Source organism: Streptomyces olivochromogenes, from assembly GCF_001514115.1.
GTDB lineage: Bacteria > Actinomycetota > Actinomycetes > Streptomycetales > Streptomycetaceae > Streptomyces > Streptomyces olivochromogenes.
The window spans coordinates 607,176-624,778 of record NZ_KQ948451.1 but is presented as its reverse complement, the minus strand read 5'-3'; the positions used below and the strand labels follow the sequence as shown (position 1 = coordinate 624,778).

General features: G+C 67.5%; 18 protein-coding genes and 1 pseudogene. 9 read left to right on the top strand and 10 right to left on the bottom strand.

What is annotated here, in order from left to right; translation table 11 throughout:
• Positions 1-64: 64 nt before the first annotated feature.
• A complete protein-coding gene (locus tag AQJ27_RS02835; RefSeq protein WP_067361077.1) occupies positions 65-409 on the top strand; it encodes a hypothetical protein in 345 nt (114 codons plus the stop codon).
• 37 nt (positions 410-446) lie between these two features.
• Here the strand turns inward: AQJ27_RS02835 and AQJ27_RS02830 are convergent, their stop codons facing one another.
• On the bottom strand, positions 447-1,001 hold the full coding sequence (locus AQJ27_RS02830) for a hypothetical protein (protein WP_067361074.1): 555 nt from the start codon (positions 999-1,001) through the stop codon (positions 447-449).
• Between the two features lie 199 nt (positions 1,002-1,200).
• On the opposite strand from AQJ27_RS02830, the gene AQJ27_RS02825 reads away from it, so the two are divergent.
• Positions 1,201-2,136, top strand: coding sequence for a sigma-70 family RNA polymerase sigma factor (locus tag AQJ27_RS02825; RefSeq protein WP_067361071.1), 936 nt, complete (start codon positions 1,201-1,203; stop codon positions 2,134-2,136).
• A gap of 18 nt (positions 2,137-2,154) precedes the next feature.
• On the opposite strand, the gene AQJ27_RS02820 is transcribed toward AQJ27_RS02825, so the two are convergent.
• Positions 2,155-2,907 (bottom strand): sigma-70 family RNA polymerase sigma factor family protein, encoded by a 753-nt coding sequence (locus AQJ27_RS02820; RefSeq protein WP_067361068.1) that lies wholly within the window; start codon positions 2,905-2,907, stop codon positions 2,155-2,157.
• A 247-nt stretch (positions 2,908-3,154) separates the two neighbouring features.
• Between AQJ27_RS02820 and AQJ27_RS02815 the strand changes: the two genes are divergently transcribed.
• The 4 genes and pseudogenes from AQJ27_RS02815 to AQJ27_RS51715 all read left to right on the top strand — a co-directional run bounded on the left by AQJ27_RS02815 (position 3,155) and on the right by AQJ27_RS51715 (position 6,357).
• The gene (locus tag AQJ27_RS02815) at positions 3,155-3,418 is read left to right on the top strand and encodes a WhiB family transcriptional regulator (protein WP_067361065.1); all 264 of its coding nucleotides are present in this window, start codon (positions 3,155-3,157) and stop codon (positions 3,416-3,418) included.
• Positions 3,419-3,472: 54 nt separating this feature from the next.
• The gene (gene qcrB / locus AQJ27_RS02810) at positions 3,473-5,098 is read left to right on the top strand and encodes a cytochrome bc1 complex cytochrome b subunit (RefSeq protein ID WP_067361062.1); all 1,626 of its coding nucleotides are present in this window, start codon (positions 3,473-3,475) and stop codon (positions 5,096-5,098) included.
• Positions 5,061-5,860 (top strand): annotated as a pseudogene (locus AQJ27_RS51720) (alpha/beta hydrolase); the annotation flags it as partial. The gene qcrB and the pseudogene AQJ27_RS51720, both read left to right, overlap by 38 nt.
• Positions 5,861-6,057: 197 nt before the next feature.
• Complete coding sequence (locus AQJ27_RS51715; RefSeq protein ID WP_067361053.1) at positions 6,058-6,357, top strand: sigma factor; 300 nt, start codon at positions 6,058-6,060, stop codon at positions 6,355-6,357.
• 203 nt (positions 6,358-6,560) lie between these two features.
• Here AQJ27_RS51715 and AQJ27_RS02790 read toward each other — a convergent pair whose 3' ends face one another.
• From AQJ27_RS02790 to AQJ27_RS56260, 5 genes are all read right to left on the bottom strand, one after another.
• Complete coding sequence (locus AQJ27_RS02790) at positions 6,561-7,307, bottom strand: SDR family oxidoreductase (RefSeq protein ID WP_067361050.1); 747 nt, start codon at positions 7,305-7,307, stop codon at positions 6,561-6,563.
• Between the two features lie 185 nt (positions 7,308-7,492).
• Complete coding sequence (locus AQJ27_RS02785) at positions 7,493-9,193, bottom strand: FAD-dependent oxidoreductase (RefSeq protein WP_067361047.1); 1,701 nt, start codon at positions 9,191-9,193, stop codon at positions 7,493-7,495.
• 313 nt (positions 9,194-9,506) lie between these two features.
• On the bottom strand, positions 9,507-10,034 hold the full coding sequence (locus AQJ27_RS02780; RefSeq protein WP_067362663.1) for an Ohr family peroxiredoxin: 528 nt from the start codon (positions 10,032-10,034) through the stop codon (positions 9,507-9,509).
• 186 nt (positions 10,035-10,220) lie between these two features.
• A complete protein-coding gene (locus AQJ27_RS02775) occupies positions 10,221-11,117 on the bottom strand; it encodes an RNA polymerase sigma-70 factor (RefSeq protein ID WP_067361044.1) in 897 nt (298 codons plus the stop codon).
• A 28-nt stretch (positions 11,118-11,145) separates the two neighbouring features.
• Positions 11,146-11,487 carry a hypothetical protein gene (locus AQJ27_RS56260; RefSeq protein WP_159064317.1) on the bottom strand — a complete coding sequence of 114 codons (342 nt, stop codon included), beginning with the start codon at positions 11,485-11,487 and terminating at the stop codon, positions 11,146-11,148.
• Positions 11,488-11,809: 322 nt separating this feature from the next.
• On the opposite strand from AQJ27_RS56260, the gene AQJ27_RS02770 reads away from it, so the two are divergent.
• The gene (locus AQJ27_RS02770) at positions 11,810-12,181 is read left to right on the top strand and encodes a cupin domain-containing protein (RefSeq protein WP_079064811.1); all 372 of its coding nucleotides are present in this window, start codon (positions 11,810-11,812) and stop codon (positions 12,179-12,181) included.
• Positions 12,182-12,298: 117 nt separating this feature from the next.
• On the opposite strand, the gene AQJ27_RS02765 is transcribed toward AQJ27_RS02770, so the two are convergent.
• Both AQJ27_RS02765 and AQJ27_RS02760 read right to left on the bottom strand, forming a co-directional pair.
• A complete protein-coding gene (locus tag AQJ27_RS02765; protein ID WP_425275179.1) occupies positions 12,299-13,057 on the bottom strand; it encodes a PIG-L deacetylase family protein in 759 nt (252 codons plus the stop codon).
• A gap of 170 nt (positions 13,058-13,227) precedes the next feature.
• On the bottom strand, positions 13,228-13,701 hold the full coding sequence (locus AQJ27_RS02760) for a carboxymuconolactone decarboxylase family protein (protein ID WP_067361035.1): 474 nt from the start codon (positions 13,699-13,701) through the stop codon (positions 13,228-13,230).
• Positions 13,702-14,037: 336 nt separating this feature from the next.
• Between AQJ27_RS02760 and AQJ27_RS02755 the strand changes: the two genes are divergently transcribed.
• Entirely contained in the window at positions 14,038-14,457 is a 420-nt protein-coding gene (locus tag AQJ27_RS02755; RefSeq protein ID WP_159064316.1) for an SRPBCC family protein, read from the top strand.
• 77 nt (positions 14,458-14,534) lie between these two features.
• Here the strand turns inward: AQJ27_RS02755 and AQJ27_RS02750 are convergent, their stop codons facing one another.
• Positions 14,535-16,184 (bottom strand): FAD-dependent oxidoreductase, encoded by a 1,650-nt coding sequence (locus tag AQJ27_RS02750; protein ID WP_067361029.1) that lies wholly within the window; start codon positions 16,182-16,184, stop codon positions 14,535-14,537.
• Between the two features lie 254 nt (positions 16,185-16,438).
• On the opposite strand from AQJ27_RS02750, the gene AQJ27_RS02745 reads away from it, so the two are divergent.
• On the top strand, positions 16,439-17,560 hold the full coding sequence (locus AQJ27_RS02745) for a SchA/CurD-like domain-containing protein (protein WP_067361027.1): 1,122 nt from the start codon (positions 16,439-16,441) through the stop codon (positions 17,558-17,560).
• Positions 17,561-17,603: the final 43 nt, after the last annotated feature.

The window sequence follows — 17,603 nt, the reverse complement described above, 5'->3', positions numbered from 1 at the left end:
CAACCACCTGCCCGACTCCGTATCGCGGTGACTGGTCCTCTTAACCCTCTTCTGGAGGTACGCCATGGACGCGAGCAAGGCGGCCGCACGCGGTCTGAACGACATCGAAAACTTCCTCTACCGACAGGCGCATCTCGAAGCGGCTCATCGGCGCGTGGCAGATTTCACCGCGCGAACGGAGGGGCTGACCGATGGGCAGAAGAGGGATATCGAGCGGTGGTATCTCGAAGAGCAAAAATACGTTGCCGGCATGGTGACTGATCACATTGCCGCTCGCATCAGCGTGGTGGAAGGGCAACATCACATCCGCTTCGGCCGATGGCTGCGGGGAACGCTGATAGCCATGGTCCTGGTCACCGTGGCAATGACCACGGTGTGCGTCGCCGTGATCTTGGGGACGTCGGGCTGACCACCGCCGCCCTGCGCTGCGACCCGCGGGACACCGCTCAGGAACGCGGGGCGCGGTAGAGGCCTCGGCCGGTTCGCTGGACGCGGTACGTGCCGACAAGGCGATCGAGTGTGCTGCGGACCGCGTTGATGCTCCCGCTGTCGCTGTCGCTGTCGCTGTCACGGCCGAGAGCCGCGGCGACATCGCGGGCCCGCACGTCGCGGTCGCCGACTTCGGTGAAGTACTCCATGATCTGTTCGGTGAGCTTGCCGTACTGCTTCGGCCCGTCCGTGTCCGTGTCGGTATCGGTGGAAACGGGACGTTCGGTGGTCTTGCCGCTCCTGGCCTTCCGAGCGGTGGGTGCCGCGGAGGGGGTCGCGGCGTCCGTGGACTCGGGGGAGGGGACGGCTGCCTGCGGGGCGGCCGGGGCACGCAGCAGCGGCTCGAAGGCGCTGAGGGTCCGCCGCACCGAGCCGAGATGCGCCACGACCGCGGCCAATTCCCTTTCCAACGCCTCCTTCTGAAGCTCCAGGCGGGCCAGTTCCTCTTGAAGTCCCTCAGCGGTGATCTCGATGTTGAGCGCCGCGTGGGTTTGATCACACGGTTGTGTCATGGGCCGCGAAAGCACCGTGTCTCCACCCGAGGCCGGCTGCTCCGACATCGGCCGGCCGGTATTTCCCTGCCCAGTCCTGTCACAGGGACGGGCTCACCTCGGTCTATGAAGGGGATGCGATGGGAGCAGTCGTGACCTGCGACAGCCACGTGGCCCCGACAGTGGACAGCCGCAGGCGGAGGAACGGAGACCGAGGATCATGCAAGACGAGCCGTCCCCCAGGGCCAGTGACCTTGACGAGGCTGTTTCGGTCTTTGTGCAGCACAGGGCACGTCTCTTCGGTATCGCCTACCGTGTACTCGGCAGCGCGGCCGAGGCCGAGGACGTGGTCCAGGAAGTGTGGCTGCGTTGGCAGAGGACCGAGCGCTCGGTGGTGGTGAGCCCGGTGGCCTTCCTGTCGAGCACTGCGACCCGACTGGCCATCAACGTCGCGCAGTCGGCGCGCGTGCGGCGGGAGACCTACATCGGACCGTGGCTGCCGGAGCCCATCGACACGAGCTCGGACCCGGAGGTGGGCGCGCAGCGCGCCGAGGCCCTGGAACTGGCTCTGCTGCTGGTGTTGGAGAAGCTGAACCCCACCGAGCGTGCCGCATACGTACTGCGCGAGGCATTCGACTACAGCTATCCCGAGATCGCTCACATGCTTCAGCTCAGTCTCGTCAATGTACGGAAGATCGTGAGCCGTGCTCGCAGGCATCTGTCGGACGAGCAGCGGGAGAGCGTGGACACGGTCGAGCACCGGCGTCTTCTGAACGCCTTCGTCTCCGCGGCTCGAACGGGGGACGTGGCGTCGCTGGAAGCTCTGCTCACCCCCGATGCAGTCAGTCTGTCGGACGGGAACGGTATCCGGGGCGTCGCTCGTGTGCCCCTGCTGGGCCGTGCCCGCGTGGCCAATCTGGCGACCGCGTATCCGCGGTTCTGGGGGAACGTGGGTGTCGAGTTCGTCGCTGCCAACGGCCGTATGGGCGCGATGATCCACCGAGAGGGCGAGCCCTCCACGTTCATGACCATAGCGGCGGAGAGGGAAGGCATCTACAAGGTGATGTGGGTGTTCAACCCAGGAAAGATCGCCGCGTTCCTCAGTTCACGGTCCCGCTCCACAACTCCCCTCAGGCCTGCGCCGGGTGGAGTGTGAGTGCGGCAACCGCATGGCTCAAGGCCGGTTCCAGGAGCGTAGTTTGTCGGGGTTGAGGATGACCCACACCTGTACGACACAGTGGTCGGCTACGTCGAGGCTGATGACCGCGGCGACCTGACGGCCGTAACGGGCGACCAGGCCGGTACGACCGTTGACGGACTGAGCCGTCAGAGCGAGGCGCGGCCGGCGGGCCAGCAACGTCACCAGACTCCGCGCCACCTGCCGACTCCCGTGCACCGGCCTGGTCAACGCCCGCAACTTGCCTCCGCCGTCGAAGAACGCCGTGACGTCCGGACACAACAGTGACATCAAATGCCCGGTATCTCCGCCGAGGCAGGCCCGACCCACCCCGCGGACCAGGACATCGTGCTCCCACGGCGCTACGGGATCCGAACGCCGCACCCGAAGGCTGGCGCGGGCCCGCTCGTCCGGCGACAGGCAACCCAACGCGTCCAGCAGAACCCGACTCACCTCCACCCCCACGTCCGCCTCGACCTCCTCGGCCCCCGCCTCGAAAGCGGTGTCACCGGACCGCTCGACCAGGGCAAGCCGGGTCAGGCAACTCCTGCCCGTACTCCTCGCAAGCCAGGACCGTGGCCGCGCGATCTCCCGGCGCGCCGCACCCGACAACCCGTACCACCGGCGGTAGACCTCATCGACCACACACTCCGCCTCACCGGCACTTCCCAACATCCAGAAAGCCACATCCAGGAGATATCGACGCTCGTCCAGCAACTCCGCGATCGACACCACGTCGGCCTCGTCCATACGTCATCCCTCCTCCCACGCAACCCCGGCCGATCGAGCCTTTCGTCGTCTCGACTCATTCCGATTGACCAGGCACACAAGGGTCTTGTGACAGCGCGCTCCTGTGGATCACGACCTGCAGTGACGGCTGAACTCGGCGGCGTGTCACACACGCGCCGGTTGTCCGGTCTTATGTGACAGCGTCCGGTACCACTCTTCACGTACTCGGAGGTGTTCTTTCCATGACCGCTGAACGAGGAGGCCCACCGTGTATTGGCATGAACGGGCAGCTTGCCTACGTGTGGACCCTGATCTGTTCTTCCCCGTAGGCAACAGCGGCCCGACGCTTGTGCAGATCGACGAGGCCAAGGCCGTCTGTGGCCGTTGCCCTGTCGCGCAGCAGTGCCTCAGCTGGGCCGTGCAGACGGGACAGGTGGACGGCATCTGGGGTGGCATGACGGAGAGCGAACGCCGGGCGGTGAGCCGACGCGAGGTCCGTCGGACGAAGGACACGGTCGTCACGGCGGCATGACACGGGCAGACCGAAGCGGCTCTTTCGGACAATTCAAGGAATGGTGGTAGGGGTGTGGGTGGCGCGAGTCAGGAAAACGAAGTACGGCCACGACATAAAGGCGAGCGGATAGCGGAATGGGCTGATGGGCGCCTGGGTCTCTACGGTCTGGTGAGGGAAAAGGCGCGAAGAGCGTTTCCGGACCACTGGTCGTTCACGCTGGGAGAGATCAGCCTCTACAGCTTCGTCATCGTCATCGTCACGGGTATATATCTGACGCTGTTCTTCCACCCATCCATGAACGTGGTGGAGTACAACGGCAGCTACTCACCGCTGCGCGGTCAAAGGGTGTCGGAGGCATTCAATTCGACGATGCGCATCTCCTTCGATGTCCGTGGCGGCCTCCTGATCCGGCAGGCCCACCACTGGGCCGCGCTGGTCTTTGTCGCCGCCATGCTCGTCCACATGATGCGTGTGTTCTTCACAGGTGCCTTCCGTAAGCCTCGCGAACTCAACTGGATCTTCGGATTCCTGCTGCTGATCCTCGGGATGTTCGGTGGTCTGACGGGGTACGACCTTCCGGATGACCTGTTGTCCGGGACCGGACTCGCGGTCGTGAACGGAACGATCCTTTCCGTCCCGATCGTCGGAACGTACCTTTCCTTGTTCCTCTTCGGAGGCGAGTTCCCGGGAGAGGATCTGGTGGCGCGCTTCAACACCATCCACGTTCTGCTCATCCCCGCCCTCATGGTGGGACTGCTTGCCGCTCACCTGATCCTGGCCCTCCACCACAGGCACACGCAGTATCCAGGTCCGGGGCGGAGCAACAAGAACGTCGTGGGTCTGCCGCTCAAGGTGCGTGCCGTGAAGTCCACAGGATTCTTCTTCCTGGTCGCCGGCGTCATCTTCGCCGCCGCGGCGGTCGCACAGATCAACCCCGTCTGGCGGTACGGCCCCTACCGGGCCGACCAGGTTTCGGCCGGATCGCAGCCCGACTGGTACATGGGCGTTGCGGACGGTCTCTTGCGGGTCATGCCCGGCTGGGAAATCACCTTCTGGGGCCACACTCTGGCTCTGGACAACCTGATCCCGCTGTCGGTGGGCGTGGGTCTCTTCCTCGCCATGGGCGTGTATCCGTTCGTCGAAGCCTGGGTGACCGGTGACGGCCGCGAGCAGTACCTTCTCGACAGACCGCGCAACCGCCCGGTGCGAACGGCACTTGGTGTCTCGTGGATCAGTTTCTATCTGGTGGCTTTGATCGGCGCCGCGAACGACATCATCGCCATCCGCTTCCATGTCTCGGTCGAATCAGTGACGTGGGCCGTGCGCGTCAGTCTTGTCATCGTGCCTCCCACGGCTTATGTCATAACGAAGCGGTGGGCACTCGGCCTGCAGCGGCAAGACCGGGACAAAGTGCTGCACGGCCGTGAGACCGGCATCATCAAGCGTTTGCCGAACGGCGCATTCATCGAGGTGCACGAGCCGCTCGGTCAAGACCGACTCCACGTCCTCACACAGCACGAGCAATACCAGGCGATCGGTCCCGGTCCCGCGGCCGACGGGGAAGGCCCGGACGGCGGATTCCGCTTCGCGCGCCGCCTGCGTGCCGTGCTCAGCCGGAACTTCTACGGCGAGGGCACGCAGATCACCAAGCCGACCGCGCGTGAGTACCAGGAGATCACCAGCAGTCACCGGCCCTGATACGCGTACAGGCGTTCTTGAACCGGAAGCGCAGAAGCTCGCGGACGCGACGAGCAACCCGCTGTTCCTCTACGCACTCGGCCCGGAGGGTGCCCGGAAGGTCCTGGACGACCTGCAGGCGGCGCCCGTGGAAAAGCCCGACGTGGACGAGAAGTGGATCACGGTGACCGCCGAGGTCGGCGATGCGCGGGTACGCATCGTCAAGCCCGTCGGCAGCCGGGGCACGCTGCCGGTTGTCCTCTACGTGCACGGCGGCGGTCGGGTCGTCGGCAATGCCGGCACTCACGACCGCCCGGTGCGCGAGCCGGCCGTCAGGGCGAATGCCGCTGTGGTGTTCGTCGAGTACGCCCGTTCGCCCGAGGCCCGGTACCCCGTCGCCATCGAGCAGGCGTACGCGACCGCTCGCTGGATCACCGCGAAGGGTGCGGAGGAAGGTCTGGACGCCTCCCGTCCGGCCGTCGCGGGTGACTCCGTCGGCGGCACCGGCACCATGACCGCGGCGCTGACACTCATGGCCAAGGCGATGGCCTGGTTCTGGGACTGCCGCCCGCGCTCGTCATCGTCGACGAGAACGACGTGCTGCGGGACGAGGGTGAGGTGTATGCCCGCAAGCTGACCCAGGTCGGCGTTCCCACCACGAGTATCCGCGTCAACGGCACCCCGCACGACTTCATGATGCTCACCCCCATCCGGCCCGCGCAGTCCCCAACCGCCGCGGTCGAGCAGGTCATTCACGCCCTGCGTACCGCCCTCCGCGGCGACTGGGAGTTCAGACGGTTCGAGGGAGTCGCTCGCGGCGAGCCCCGCGACGAGCAGTTCGGGAAGGCCGGCAAGAACCTCGCCGGAAGTGGGCTGACGGCGAAGACCAGCACGGTCGATTCCGCGAGCAGGCTCAACGCGGCCACGCCCACGAGGAACCGATCAGGCGCATCGCCGCTTTGCGGCCCGAACGCCGTGCAGTGGGCGTCGCGTTGAGGCCCGGGAAGACTGCGCAGATACTCGGAAACGCGAGCGACGCCGAAGACGTCATCCAGGAGACCTGGCTGCGGTGGCAGGGTACGGACCGCACGGTCGTGCTGCGCCCGTTGGCGCTGCTCGGGACGACAACCGTTCGTCGGGCCATCAATGTGGTCCAGTCCGCCCGGAGGTGTCGAGAGTCCGGCGCCGGTCCCTGGCTCCCGGAATCGGTGGACAGCCGCGCGACCCCGGAAGCGGTGTCCGAGGAGCAGGACGCTGTCTGCTCCATTCGAGGTTCTTGATCCGAAGGTGTCCGGCCATACGGAACCGGTCGTCGCCGCAGTGCCGGACTTCCATGAAGGAGCCGAATCGCCATGTTGAGTCGCGCAGAAATCGCGGCTCCCGTGCTTCCTGTCGTGAACGCGGAAGCCGGGCCCGTGACCCGTGACCCGTGGCCGGAGAAAAGAGGTGGCCCCCGCCCGCTGACAGGGGCCACCAGTGGGACCTACTGCTGCTGTGCGAGCCAGTCGGTGAAACGGGTTTCGGCGATGTGCGCGTCGGGGCCCGGCAGAAGCGTGGTCTCCTCCAGTGCGACACCCCAGTACGTCGCGTGCGCGTCCGTGACCACCGCGCGGGGATCGTTCGTGGCGGCGAGCCCCGTGCGGATGAACTCCTCGAGCTGGAACGCCTCGGGGCCCGCGACCTCCACCACGCCGTTGACCGGAGTGCCGACGGCGGTGCGGCCGACGGCAGCGGCCACGTCGCCGGAGTAGATGGGCTGGATCTTGCCGGGAGAAAGACGCACGGTGTCGCCGTCAGTGGCCGAGTCGGCGATCCCCTTCATGAACTCGAAGAACTGGGTGGCGTGGACGATGGAGAAGGGGGCGCCGGACGCCTTGATCAGCTCCTCCTGGACCTGCTTGGCGCGGAAGTAGCCACTGTCCTGGAGACGCTCGGTGCCGACCACGGACAGCGCCACGTGGTGCTGCACGCCGGCGTCGGCCTCCGCCTTCAGGAGGTTGGCCGTGGAGGTGCGGAAGAAGTCCATGACGGCCTCGTCCTCGAAGGAGGGGGAGTTGGACACGTCGACGACGACCGAGGCGCCCTCCAGGACCTCGGCCAGACCCTCGCCCGTCAGGGTGTTGACACCGGTGTTGGGCGAGGCCGCGACCGCGTCGTGCCCGTGCTCGTTGAGCTTGCCGACCAGATGCGAGCCGATGAGCCCGGTTCCACCGATCACTACGACCTTCATGACGGATCCTCTCGGAAGTCTTCCTGGTGCGGCGCGCACCCTGTGACGAGCTGCTCACCGGCACCCGAACAAATTTCGTCTGCATCAGAAGAGACAGGGCAGCGGCTCTCTTTGTGACAGCTGGTTCGGAGGAATCGAGAAGATTGCCCCTGTCAGCCCTCAGCGGCCCGGTTGGACGGGGCCGGTCATTCGGCAAGCTTTCCGTCGGTCGAGACCTCCTCCATCAGCGCGGAAATCTCGTCCGGGACGGCCGGAATGCTTTCGCGAGTGATGCCCGTCGTCGGGGACCACACGAGATTGACCTGCAGGGCGGGATCCTGTTCGGGGTAGTCGCTGCGGTTGTGACAGCCACGCGTCTCACGACGTTCCAGAGCCGCCTCGAGAGTGGCCCGGGCCGCCAGGGCGGCGGATTTGAGATCAAAGGTGTGCGCGAGGTCCTGATAGCCGGCGATGTCCGGGTGGACGCCGATGTCCGCCATCCTCTTCTCGATCACCGAGAGCTCCGCCAGCCCGGCGCGCAGGCCCTCTTCGTCGCGTACGACTCCCGCATGCTCGGTCATGGTGTTGCGGATGGCGCGCTGCAGGGCACGGACGTTCTCCGGTCCGTCGGCGGCGAGAAGATCGTCGATCTCCGCGCGGGCCTCCGCGATGGCCGACGCCGACCGCGGCTGTGCGGTCAGCGACTGAGAGTAGGCGGCCGCCGCCCGGCCCGTGATGCGGCCGAAGACCAGCAGCTCGATGAGACTGTTCCCGCCGAGGCGATTGGCGCCGTGCAGCCCGCTCGACGCCTCACCGATGGCGTACAGGCCACGCACATCGGTGCTGTGGTCCTCCGGACGTACCCACACCCCGCCCATCGAGTAGTGCGCGGTGGGAGCGATCTCGATCGGTTCGCGGGTGATGTCCAGCATTTGCAGGTCCAGAAGCGTCTGGTAGACCCGGGGCAGCCGCGTCATGATCGTCTGCCGTGGCAGGTGCGAGACGTCGAGCCACACGCCTCCCTTGGGCGTGCCGCGCCCTTCCTTGATCTCCGTGTAGGAGGCCAGCGCCACGCGGTCGCGGGTGGACAGCTCCATCCGGACGGGGTCGTAACGGCTCATGAACCGTTCCCCGAGCGCGTTGCGCAGGATCCCGCCCTCACCCCGGGCGGCCTCGCTGACCAGGGTTCCGGCCGCGTTCTCCGGCTCGATGATCCCTGAAGGATGGAACTGCACCAGCTCGGCGTCGCGCAGGCGGGCTCCGGCCTCCACCGCCAGGCGGAAGGAATCACCCGTGTTCTCGTCGCGCCGTGAGGAGGTACGCCGCCAGATACGCGTATGGCCGCCCGCGGCAAGAATGACCGCGTCCGCGTGGATCAGGTAGCGCTTTCCGTTCGCGAGGTCGAACCCGTAGGCGCCGAAGACAGTGCCGTCGTGTACCAGGAGCCGGGTGATGTAGACGCCGTCGAGCACCGGAATGTCGAGCTGGTCCGCCCGCCTGAGCAGCGTGCGCTGGATCTCCAGACCGGTGTAGTCACCGGCGAAGGCGGTCCGCCGGAACTTGTGCGCGCCGAAGAAGCGCTGGGAGATCCGGCCGTCCTCTTCCCGGGCGAAGGCCATGCCGTAGCGGTCCAGGTCCTCGATGCCTCGGGCGGCGCCCTGGGTGACGATCTCGACCGTGCGAGGGTCGGCCAGCAGATAACTCTCCTTGAGAGTGTCGGCGGCGTGCTGCTGCCAGCTGTCCTCGGGATCCATGGTGGCCAGCGCCGCATTGATTCCCCCGGCTGCGAGCGCGGTATGCGCGTCCTCCTTCGGACGCTTGCCGACCGCCAGGACGTCGACGCCGGCCTCAGCCAGCTCGATCGCCGCTCGCAGCCCGGCTCCTCCGGTGCCGATCACCAGCACCATGGTGGCAAGACGTTGTTCGGTGATAGCCACGGTCTACTCCGATCGCCAAGGTTGTCACTCACTACGACCGGGGCGCCGAGGTATCTGTGACACGCTCGGCGCCATCGAGATGTCATGGCGGGACGCGGTCCAGAACCATGTCCGAGTCGCATCGAACCGGTCGCCCACCAGAACGCGCGGCGGCTGTCACAACACCATGGGTCTCTTGGTCATATCTCCTGCCGGAAGACGGCACGCCGCAAGTCGGCCGAGCGCTGATCTACGAGGGCAATGAGACGCTGTACGTCAACCCCACGGAGTGGCGAACCCCTGGTCATCGAGGGCGATCACCGTCTGGTCGTTCAGCTGCCGCCAGCGTGATGGTGGTCGGCGTTCCCTGCCGTGCCATCCTCGCGTAGGGGCACAGCGAATCCGCCTTCTCCAGAACGGGAGCGGCGACCTCGGGATCGATGTCCGGCCATGTGACCACCAGGTCGACATGCAGCACATAGCCGCCGTCTTCCGGATCCCGCCCGAACGCCACGGTCGCCTCGACGGAGATCGGGGTGGGGTCGAGCGCGGCCTGTCGTGCCACGAGGGTGACGGCGCCATGGAAGCAGGCCGCGAAGCCGGCGGCGAACAACTGCTCGGGATTCGTTCCGTGGTCGTCTCCGCCCAGTTCGGCAGGCATGCGCAGGTCGAGATCCAGGACTCCGTCGTCCGAGCGGGCCCTCCCGGAGGCTCGGCCATGAGCCGCTGTCCCACCGCTCACCGTGACCGTCGTGGTGTAGAGCGGTGCGAAGGAATCGCCCTCGAAGTCCTTGTCGGTGGACAGACCGGGCAACCGGAACTGGTCGTTCACCACGCGACTCCGTCAGTGCTCCAGGACAGGGACGGGCGGGGAGAGGCAACTGCGGAAAGCGTCATGTTGGTGAGCTACCTTCGCGTCTCAGAGAATCCGAGATTCCGGACAACGAGTTGACCGACAAGTCGCTCCTCTTGTGACGCCTGCGGGCAGTCCAGGCGCAGCACGGACCGCCGAGTTGCCTCAGCTGTCCAGCGAGGCCACGTAGGGTTCCAGTTTCGCCGGATTCATGACCCACATGAGGCGTTCGATGCCGCGCTCCGACACATCGACGCACAGCAGAGCCACGCTGTGTCCATCGGCCGAGACAAGGACGGCCGGCATGCCGTTGGCCTCCACCCAGCGAACGTCCGCCTGAGGCCAGAAGCGTGGGGCGAAGGCGGCGAGGTACCTGGAGACATGAGAACGTCCGACGACCGGAATCCTGGATGCTCCGCGAATCCCTCCGCCGTCGCTGTAGCTGACCACGTCCTCAGTGAGAACGTCCTCGAGGACCGACAGGTTGCCGGTCTGCGCTGCGGAGAGGAACACCTCCAGCAGCCGCCGGTGAGCGGCAGGACTCACGGGCTCCTTGCGTTCCGCCGACAGACGTTTCCGGGCACGGCTCACCAACTGGCGCGTATTGGCTTCGCTCGTCTCCAACATGTCCGCGATCTGCTTGTACGGGTAGTCGAAGGCTTCCCGCAGAACGTAGGCAGCTCGTTCCACAGGGTTCAATCTCTCCATGAGGTGAAGAACCGCCAGGTCGAGCGCCTCCGCTCGTTCCGCACCCAGCTGCGGATCCACACGTGTGTCGACCGGCTCCGGCAGCCACGGCCCGACGTACGACTCACGGCGCTTCGGTGCCGACTGGGCCAGGTTGATCGCCAGACGGGAAGTGACCGTGGCCAGAAACGCGGTCGGCTCCACGATGTCGGCACGGTCGGTGTTCTGCCAGCGCAGCCACGCGTCCTGGACGATGTCCTCGGCTTCGACGACACTCCCCAGCACGCGGTAGGCGATGCCGAAGAGGTGGGGACGCGCCGCCATGAATTCCCTCGTTGCCTGGTCGAGAGAGTCTGCGTCATCCCGGGCGCGCATAGGTGTCCTCCAGAAGTGCAGCACCATGCTACAAGCTGCCGCAGCGGTGCGCGCCTCCTCCGGAGGATCTTGAGCGAGGGGAGAGTGGCTGCCGACCTCGGGCGATGGTCACCGCTGTCGCGCGCATCGGCGCCCGTGCCGTACGGCCAGGACGGCGGGCTCGGCCTGCTTTGCCCTCGAGGTGGTACTCCTCCAGGCCGGCGACCTCGAGCACGCCGAACAGCGGCACTCCCAGGGCGACATGAGCGAGCGCGGCGATGTCGTCCGTCGACACAGATCGCATCAGTACGGGCGCAACATGCACGCCCTCGCCGTACGTCGCCGATCGCGACATGTCCTCCACCGACTCGAAGAACGGTGTGACCCGCACGACGGAGTAGGGGACTCACTACACCTAGGACAGCGTTGGCGCCGATGTTGTGACACCGCTCGACAACCTCCGTCCGCCGAGCGGTCCTCCCGAGGGTCGGATACGGTCGCTCATGTCACAGATCCACCGTGCGTCTGGTCATGTCTGGTCATCAGTTGGGAAACGGCCATGGGACCTGGATGCGCGAAAACGCGTCGGCCCGACGGTATGCCGATCCCATGGCGTGATGGATGCGTGGAGGTGCACCACAGTGTCGAACCAGGACTCAGCGCACGGGACCGGCCGGCGGACACCGTCGGAGGGGTGGAAGACGGCGGTGACGATGCTGCAGGACGCCGCGCCGATCTCCGTCCCGGAGGGTGCCTCGGCGATGACCATTTACGTCGAGTGGGAGCCCGGAGACCCGGGAACTCCGCCGCACCGCCACTCGGGGCCGGCGTTCGGGTACGTCATCGAGGGCGCGGTCCGTTTCGAGCTCGAGGGCGAGCCCGAGCGCGTGGTCGAGGCCGGTGGGACGTTCTGGGAACCGGGTGGTGACCCGATCCACTACCAGGACGGCAACGCGCTGGCCGATGCGCGGACCCGGTTCGTCGTGACCATGATGTGCGCGCCGGGCAAGCCCATGCTCGAACTGGTCGACGAGGAGGAATTGGAGAAGCGGGCCCACCTGCGGGCCCCGCGCCCCACCGACTGACCTGCCGCCTGCCAGCCGTACGCGGCCGACATGGCCGCGACAGCAACGTGTGCCACGGCGGGCACTACGAACGGGGCACTTACTTCACGCGCGGTGCGCCCGGGGTGAACGTCACGCTCATCGGCTGAACAATTCGAAGACGACGGCCGGCTCCCCGCCGAACCGCGCACTGTGCTCGCCGGTGCTGTCCATCAGGAAGCGGCGCGCGTACGTCTCGGGATCCTCGTCGCTCAATGCCTCGATGTACGTACGGTGCTGAAGCAGCGACAGCACCGCCTGTTCGAGGCCTCGGTCCGCACGTACCGCGTGGGTGGGGTTCGGGGAGTTGGCGACGGCGACCCATCGCACGCCGTTCCAGGGCCGCAGCTCCTGCTCGGCCAGTTCCGGGAAGATCCAGCGGTTGCCCGCGTCCGCCGCCGCGTCAAGGGCGGCGCGCCCGACGGCCACGTGATCCGGGGTGTTCCAGACACCCGAACCCCAGGTCGCGTGGTGGTTCAAAGTGATCAGCAGCTCGGGCCGGTGACGGCGGACGGCAGCGGCGATGTCGCGGCGCAGGGAGATGCCGTACTCGATGGTGCCGTCCCGGTGGTCGAGGAACTCCACTGTGGAGACCCCGACGGCGGCGGCACTGGAACGCTGCTCCCGTTCCCTCAGCGGTCCGGCTTCGGCCGGTGCCAGCGTGTCGATGCCCGCTTCGCCGCGGGTGGCGAGGACATAGGCGATCTCACGGCCGTCCTGGATCCAGGACGCGACAGCGGCCGAGCACCCGTACTCGAGATCATCAGGATGGGCCACCACGGCCAGTGCACGGTGCCAGTCGGTCGGCATCGGCCGCAGTTGCGCGAGAGGCGAATCGGTCACAGCGCCTGCTTTCATGGATGGTTCCCGTGGTTGAAGAACCCGCCCAAACCCGCAGAGACGCAGAGGGCGATCCGGTTTGCCAGGAAGGGCTCCGCCGACGCCCAGGAGCAGGCCCGCGGTGGCGGTCCGTCTCCGCGCCCATGGGTCGGGGTGCGCGGAGGCGGACTGTGCGGGGCGGGGGTCGGTCAGCCGAACTGGCCGGGCTGGTAGTCGCCGGCCGGCTGCTGGACGATGACATTCACACGGTTGTAGGCGTTGATGACAGCGATGAGGGAAACCAGCGCGGCGAGCTGATCCTCGTCGAAGTGCTTGGCGGCGTTCTCCCACGCGTCGTCCGTGACCCCACCGGCCGCGTCGGCGATGCGGGTGCCCTGTTCCGTCAGCTCCAGGGCGGCGCGCTCGGCGTCGGTGAACACCTTGGCCTCCCGCCAGGCCGCGACCAGGTTGAGGCGCTGCGGGGTCTCCCCGGCGTGCGTGGCGTCCTTGGTGTGCATGTCGGTGCAGAACCCGCAGCCGTTGATCTGGCTGGCGCGGATCTTCACCAGCTCCTGGGTCGCGACCGGCAGTGTCGAGTCCGCAATCACCTTGTTGGCAGAGTTGATGTGCTTCAGCACCTTCCCCGCGAGAGGGTGGCCGAAGAAGTTGAGACGCGATTCCACGGTGATCTCCTTGCTGTGTTGTGGATACACAACCATTGACCGGGGTGACCGAAGACGTGTGACAGCGCCCCCGCGTGACCTGGGTCTCATCCGTTCGGTTGTGGACAGCCGCGGCCGCGTCGCCGCGGAGCACATGCCACTCTCGCTGGCGGCAGCACACCTCGCGTTGTTGATCAGCAGGTCGACCGGCCTGCCTTCTGTCAGCAGCGTGTCAAGTGTGCGCGCTGAGGAACAGGCGGGCGCCGATGTCCCGCTTGGTGAGGTGTGCAGCCGACCGCTGCGCTCCGAGGCAACGATGCGCTCCATGCGGACGTGGGCCGCGGCACGTGCCGCCGTGTGGTCCAAGAGAGCGGTCTTGCCGACGTGGGCCGCGCCGGAGACGACCAGCGCGCCGCGCACGGCCATGCCACCGCCCGCGCCAAGGCTCGTAGCACCCAACGGGGGGGCTTCACCGGCGCGTTCGAGGACACGGAGTCGAGGGTGTTGCGCGGGGTGGTCGGCGGGGACCTGGAGGGTGTGTCGGGGTGGAGCGTGCGCCCGCACGGGACCGGCAGCCGGGCGGTCCTCGAGCAGGACATGGTGGCGCGCAAGGCACTCATCCGCCGGCTCGAGGTGCCGTTTCGCCCGCTGTTCCGCGCCAACCACTATCTCCTGACGTACCGGGGACACCGTGGTCTGAAGGCATGGCTGGACGGCGGTCAGGAGGCTCACCGCGCACGCGAGGAGGACCGGCGGTCCGGTACCCGTTCCGAGTGAGAGCCTCGGCTCGCCCGAAACGGGTACCGGCGCGCCGCGCCGACGCGGACGTCGGGATCACGGTGTGACCGGAGCCGTCAGCCCCGGTCCAGGATCGCCGTGAGTGCCTCCCTCAGTGCCGTCTCGGGGCTCGCCGACGGACCCTCGGAGCGCCAGGCGACGAATCCGTCGGGGCGGACCAGCACCGCTCCGTCCTCGGTGACCCCGTGCACCTCCGCCCAGTCCGTGTCGCTCGCGGGGGAGAGCTCCGCGTCGGCGCCGCTGCCGATCCGGTACGCGTCGAGCGGGACGGACAGCCGCTGGGCGACGTCCTTCGCCGCGCTGTGCCACTTGTCCGACGAGGTCAGGAGCACCATGGACCGCTCGTACAGGTCGAGGGTGGAAACCCGGGTGCCGGCGCGGTTCAGCCACATGTGCGGTGCCCGGCTGCCGGGCTCGCCGGTCAGGCGCATGCCGTCGGGGACGATCGGCGCCGACTGGTCGGCACCCAGGACCGCGCCGCGCGGATAGCGGTAGGCCAGCGCCACGTTGAGGATCCCGCCCTTCTTGCCACCGGGGCCGGCGGCTCCAGGGGCGGGGATGTACCCGGGGTGGCTGTGCTCGACCGAACGCGACGAGGCGCGGGCGCTGGTCGCCTCCGCGACCGGGCGGCGCTCGGCGTCGTAGGACTTCAGCAGTCCGGGGCCGGCCCAGCCGCCCAGCACGGCGGCCAGTTTCCAGGCGAGGTTGTGCCCGTCCTGGATACCGGTGTTGGAGCCGAACGCACCGGTGGGGGACATCTCGTGGGCCGAGTCGCCGGCCAGGAACACCCTGCCGTCCGAGTAGCGTTCGGCGACCCGCTCGGCGGCGTGCCAGGCGGCCCTGCCGGTGATCTGCACATCGAGATCGGCCACGCCCACGGCGCGTCGGATGTGGTCCGCGCACCGCTCGTCGGTGAACTCCTCCAGGGTTTCGCCGTGTTCGGGGTGCCAGGGCGCGTGGAAGACCCAGTGCTCCTTGTTGTCGACCGGCAGGAGCGCCCCGTCGGCCTCCGGATCGGTCAGGTAGCAGACGATGAAGCGCCGGTCACCGACGACGTCGGCGAGAGCCCGCGAGGTGAACGTGACGCTCACGTTGTGGAACAGGTCGCCCGGGCCGCTCTGCCCGATGGCGAGCCGCTCGCGGATCGGGCTGCGCGGGCCGTCGGCCGCGACCAGGTAGTCCGCGCGGACGGTGCTGTGCTCGCCCGTCTCCCGGCTCTTGAGCTGCGCGGTGATCCCCTGCGCGTCCTGCTCGAACGACAGCATCTCGGTGGAGAAGCGCAGGTCTCCGCCCAGCTCCCGGGCGCTCTTCAGCAGCACCGGCTCCAGGTCGTTCTGGCTGCACAGGCACCACGCACCGGGGCTGAAGCGGGCGAGCCCGCCGCCCGGGTCGATCTCCTTGAACAGCCACTCACCGGCGTCGCCCACCAGTGTCGGGGTCTGCATGATGCCGTGGTTCTCCGCCAGGACCGAAGCGGCCTCCTCGATGCGCCGCTGCACTCCGGCCACCCGGAACAGCTCCATCGTGCGCACGTTGTTGCCGCGCCCACGCGGATGGATCGAGGTGCCCGAATGGCGTTCGACCAGCAGGTGCGGCACACCGAGTCGGCCCAGGAACAGCGAGGTGGACAGGCCCACCAGGGAGCCGCCGACGATGAGGACCGGCGTGTGCTGACCGACCTCGCCGGCCTCTTCCAATCGGTTCATTGATTGCCTCCAGCGTCACCCGCGAGGTGAGTCAGGTATGGGATGCCGGCCGCTTTGAACGGCCATCAGTTTCCATGCCCTGTGCGGAGCGGATCGCGCGCTTCGGGCACCCGGATGGCACACAGTTCACTCGTCCGCACCGGCGGGCTCGCGCGCCTCGGGGGTCGAGTCAACGATCGGCACATGGCGACCCCGGTCTTTGGGACACGGCGGTCGTTCCTGACCTTCCGTGAAGAAGAGAAGAGGTGTGCCGGATGACTACTTCGGGACGTATATCGCAATCGGCCTTCGACGGTTCCAGGCTTCGGGTGATCCTGCTGCTCGACCTGTACGAAGGAGCCCAGGAGCAGTTCCTCGACGCGTACGAGCACATGCGCAATCAGGTCGCGTCCGTCCCCGGACACATCAGCGACCAGCTGTGCCAGTCGATCGAGAACCCCTCGCAGTGGCTCATCACCAGCGAATGGGAGAGCGCCCCGCCCTTCCTCGCATGGGTGAACAGCGAGGAGCACGTCGAGACGGTCCGGCCGATGCACAACTGCGTCCGGGACACCCGCTCGATGCGCTACAGCATCCTTCGGGAGACCAGCCCCGCCCAGCCGCACGCCCAGAAGTCGGCCAAGGCGGGTATGCAGGTCGAGGCCCGGGTGGGCGAAGGTGTGGCACGCCATGCCCTCACCTTCACCGTCAAGCCGGGTACCGAGTCGAAGGTCGCCGAGATCCTCGCCGGGTACGAGTCCCCCCAGGCCCAGGTCGACGACACCACGCGGCTGCGGCGCACCTCCCTCTTCATGCACGGCAACCGTGTCGTGCGTGCGGTGGAGGTGGAGGGCGACCTCATGGCGGCACTGCGTCACGTCGCCCGTCAGCCCGAGGTACGGGCGGTCGAGGAGGCCATCAACCCGTACCTGGAGCAGGACCGGGACCTGAGGGACCCCGACTCGGCGCGGGTCTTCTTCACCCGGGCCGCGCTGCCGTCCGTGCACCACGTGACGTCCGGCCGCAAGGAACCCGAGGACGTGCGCCGCCACGCGCTCTACTACCCGGCCAAGCCAGGCCGTGGGATGGAGCTGGCCAGATTGCTCGCCCACCAGGACGAAGCCGCGGCGGAGGACCCGAAGAGCCCGGTGTACCGGAGCACGGTCTTCCAGCGTGACGACATCGTGGTGCGTCTCATCGACGTGACGGGCGAGCTGGACGCGGACCCCGTCGCCGCGCTCGGAGTCAAGGGCGCGAAGAAGGCCGCGGAGCTGGAGCGTCTCCTCGACGGCGCCGCGATCGGCGTCGAGGGCTCCCTGGAGACGGAACGCAACATCAACCGCCTCCTGTCGCACGTCGACATGATGCCCGTCACCGACCGCTCGGCGGATTCCTGACAGAGGGCCGCGGCTCCGTCCGCGGCCCTCCCTCCCCGGACGT

Excerpts from the sequence above, each read along its gene's own strand:
- AQJ27_RS02835 (WP_067361077.1), top strand. The coding sequence starts at position 65 with ATGGACGCGAGCAAGGCGGCCGCACGCGGTCTGAACGACATCGAAAAC.
- AQJ27_RS02830 (WP_067361074.1), bottom strand. The coding sequence starts at position 1,001 with ATGACACAACCGTGTGATCAAACCCACGCGGCGCTCAACATCGAGATC.
- AQJ27_RS02825 (WP_067361071.1), top strand. The coding sequence starts at position 1,201 with ATGCAAGACGAGCCGTCCCCCAGGGCCAGTGACCTTGACGAGGCTGTT.
- AQJ27_RS02820 (WP_067361068.1), bottom strand. The coding sequence starts at position 2,907 with ATGGACGAGGCCGACGTGGTGTCGATCGCGGAGTTGCTGGACGAGCGT.
- AQJ27_RS02790 (WP_067361050.1), bottom strand. The coding sequence starts at position 7,307 with ATGAAGGTCGTAGTGATCGGTGGAACCGGGCTCATCGGCTCGCATCTG.
- AQJ27_RS02785 (WP_067361047.1), bottom strand. The coding sequence starts at position 9,193 with ATGGTGCTGGTGATCGGCACCGGAGGAGCCGGGCTGCGAGCGGCGATC.
- AQJ27_RS02775 (WP_067361044.1), bottom strand. The coding sequence starts at position 11,117 with ATGCGCGCCCGGGATGACGCAGACTCTCTCGACCAGGCAACGAGGGAA.
- AQJ27_RS02770 (WP_079064811.1), top strand. The coding sequence starts at position 11,810 with ATGCTGCAGGACGCCGCGCCGATCTCCGTCCCGGAGGGTGCCTCGGCG.
- AQJ27_RS02765 (WP_425275179.1), bottom strand. The coding sequence starts at position 13,057 with ATGAAAGCAGGCGCTGTGACCGATTCGCCTCTCGCGCAACTGCGGCCG.
- AQJ27_RS02750 (WP_067361029.1), bottom strand. The coding sequence starts at position 16,184 with ATGAACCGATTGGAAGAGGCCGGCGAGGTCGGTCAGCACACGCCGGTC.
- AQJ27_RS02745 (WP_067361027.1), top strand. The coding sequence starts at position 16,439 with ATGACTACTTCGGGACGTATATCGCAATCGGCCTTCGACGGTTCCAGG.